Origin of the sequence: Novosphingobium lindaniclasticum LE124 (genome assembly GCF_000445125.1) — a bacterium.
Lineage (GTDB): Bacteria > Pseudomonadota > Alphaproteobacteria > Sphingomonadales > Sphingomonadaceae > Novosphingobium > Novosphingobium lindaniclasticum.
Window position 1 is genome coordinate 1 of sequence record NZ_ATHL01000063.1, and the last position, 2,561, is coordinate 2,561.

The window sequence follows — 2,561 nt, forward strand, 5'->3', positions numbered from 1 at the left end:
ATTCAACCGCAAGACTCTCGTTATGAGCGAGGGACCGCCGGGGGGCAGGTCAAAAACCAGAACGCTAAGGCGTCATTCTACGATGACGAGAATCTAAAAAGTCTCAGTGCCGATCTCAAGGCTCTCGGCTACGACTGGGAATTAGAGACGATAAACCCGGATACGAATGAATATGACGTGCGTCTTAGCAAACAAGGCACGAGCTTCAGCGTAACGGCAGCGTCTTCTGGTGAACGGGAGCTCCTTACCTATCTCTTTGCTATCTATGCGCTGAATGTCAGGGATGCCGTTATCGTCGTTGATGAGCCGGAGCTGCACCTGCATCCACGTTGGCAGCGCGCTCTCTTTCAATTGTTTGAGAAGTTATCGGAGCAAACAGGCAACCAGTTCGTACTCGCTACCCATTCCCCGACATTTATATCTCCTGCCTCCATACAGTTCGTGACGCGAGTCTATAGCGAAAACCAGCGGAGCAAGATTCTACGGCTCAATCAGCCTGATTTGCCTATTGCCAAGCACCTATTCAATCTTGTCAACAGCCAGAACAACGAGCGGATATTTTTCAGCGATAAAGTACTTCTCGTTGAGGGGATTTCAGACCGAATTTTCTTTGAAAAGGCGCTCGACACGCTGGGCAGAGAAACAAGCTCCGAAGTCATCGAAGTGATCAGCGTAGGCGGCAAAGGGCTCTTTGCCGCATACCAGAAACTGCTGGCGGCTTGCCATGTGAGCAACGCGTTGGTGGCAGACCTTGACTATATCGAACAGGTCGGGTCGCCGACGCTCAAGAGTTTGTTCAAGCTGAACGCCGTCGAGATTAAGCAGGACGTGATTGACAATATAAAGAGCCTTGATGGTCACGCCTTGGTTGCACGCATCGAAGAGGCCTTAAAAGTCGGAAGCTGGGACGATGCTCGCGAGACGTGGGAATATATCAAATCTCGCCGAATCGCTGTGAAACCGGAACTCTCCGACGAAGAAAAGGCGGCTTTGAAATCTGAACTGGAGGCCTTGCGTTCCGACGGAATGCATATTCTCTCTGAAGGTGCGCTTGAGGCCTATCTTCCAGTCGGCCTCAAATCTAAAGATCTCGAAAAGTTAATCCTGTTTCTAGATGACCAATCGTTCTGGGATAAACTGCCCCAGCCGAACCGGGACGAGATCGAAACCATCATTGCTTCGCTTCTCCCAGTGCACGTCGTTGAACATGAACAAGAAGTGGCGCCGCTTGATATAGCAGCGCCCAGTGCGGCTTAGCTTAGCTGGAGACCCGCAAAAACCGGGTAATTTCGGCCTGGCTTGACAGACGTCGAGGCTTCGGAGCGCACGAACGGCATCGTTCGGACCGATTTCCACGATGCCTAGCGTTGATTTCGCCGGTTTGGCTGGCTTGCAGACAGAGTCAGCCCCTGCATTCCCGGCGTTCGTGGAAAATCAGGCGGTTGAAGTTGTAGGCCAAGTTGCAAAGCGTCAGTTTTGCCTCAGCGCGGGCGAGGCCGATGGTGCGGATGAACAGGTTGAACCGGTTCTTCTGATGGGCGAAGACATGTTCGACATGGGCCCGGATCGAGGATTTGGCTGCATTGGCCCGCGAGGTGGCCTTCGACATCGGCTTGCCCATAGGTTTGCGCCGATGAATGCGGGACGTGAGCATCTGATCCGACAACCACTTCTCGTTGCGCCTGGAGCGATAGGCACTGTCTGCCCAGACCTCGGAACTGGTATTGTCCGTGCTGACGACCTGCCGGAGAAGACGCCCGTCCGCCGCTGACGCCGAAGTCACCGCCATGCCTCGGATGAAGCCGAAGCGTCGATCGATGCTGATGTGGGATTTGTAGCCGAAGACCGGCAGGGCGATCATGGGGAGCGGCGTTCCATCCGCTCGATACCGAACTTTCCCGCCGATCTTGAGGGTCCAGCGCGCGTCGGTATCCTTTTGTGCTGCCTTGTTCGGCTCGTTCGGCCAGATATCTCTGGCGCTCTTGCCCGACTTGATCGCTTCGCGTTCGCCCTCGGTGTTCCGCTGTCTTGGTGCAGGCACCAGCGAGGCGTCCACGAGTTGCCCGGACATTGGAATGTAGCCCTTCTTCTGGAGTTGCCAGTCAAAGGCCTTCATCACCCGCTTGAGCGTTCCCGTCTCGGTCAGGCGATTGCGAAAATGCCGGATCGTGTTCTCATCCGGCGTGCGGTCCCCAAGCGACAGTCCCAGAAACCGCAGCCAACTCAGCCGATCGCGGATCATGAACTCCATCCGGGCGTCTGACAGATTATGCTGCGCCTGCAGGATCAGGGCCTTGAACATCATCACCGGATCGAAGGGTGGGCGTCCGCCTTTGGCTCCATCGCCATAACCAAGCCCTTCGACCAGCCACGCTCGGAAATACTCGAAATCCACCGTCTCCTGCAAAACCTCAAGCGGATCGCCCTCCTTGCTCAATGCCTCAAGGTGATCGCTCAAACTGAACAGGGACTTGGGATCCATGGCTGGCCTCCGTGATCGCGCGCCCTCAATGAATCATCATAGCCGTCCAAACACTACCGGTTTTTGCGGGTCTCCAGCT

General features: G+C 55.3%; 2 protein-coding genes. One reads left to right on the plus strand and one right to left on the minus strand.

Annotated elements, in window-relative coordinates:
* On the plus strand, positions 1-1,257 hold a 1,257-nt coding region (locus L284_RS33540), incomplete at its 5' end, for an ATP-dependent nuclease (protein WP_021233693.1).
* A gap of 145 nt (positions 1,258-1,402) precedes the next feature.
* Here L284_RS33540 and L284_RS33545 read toward each other — a convergent pair.
* The gene (locus L284_RS33545; RefSeq protein ID WP_021233694.1) at positions 1,403-2,482 is read right to left on the minus strand and encodes an IS5/IS1182 family transposase; all 1,080 of its coding nucleotides are present in this window, start codon (positions 2,480-2,482) and stop codon (positions 1,403-1,405) included.
* Positions 2,483-2,561: the final 79 nt, after the last annotated feature.

Coding starts and splice junctions, on each gene's coding strand:
- L284_RS33545 (WP_021233694.1), bottom strand. CDS start 2,482: ATGGATCCCAAGTCCCTGTTCAGTTTGAGCGATCACCTTGAGGCATTG.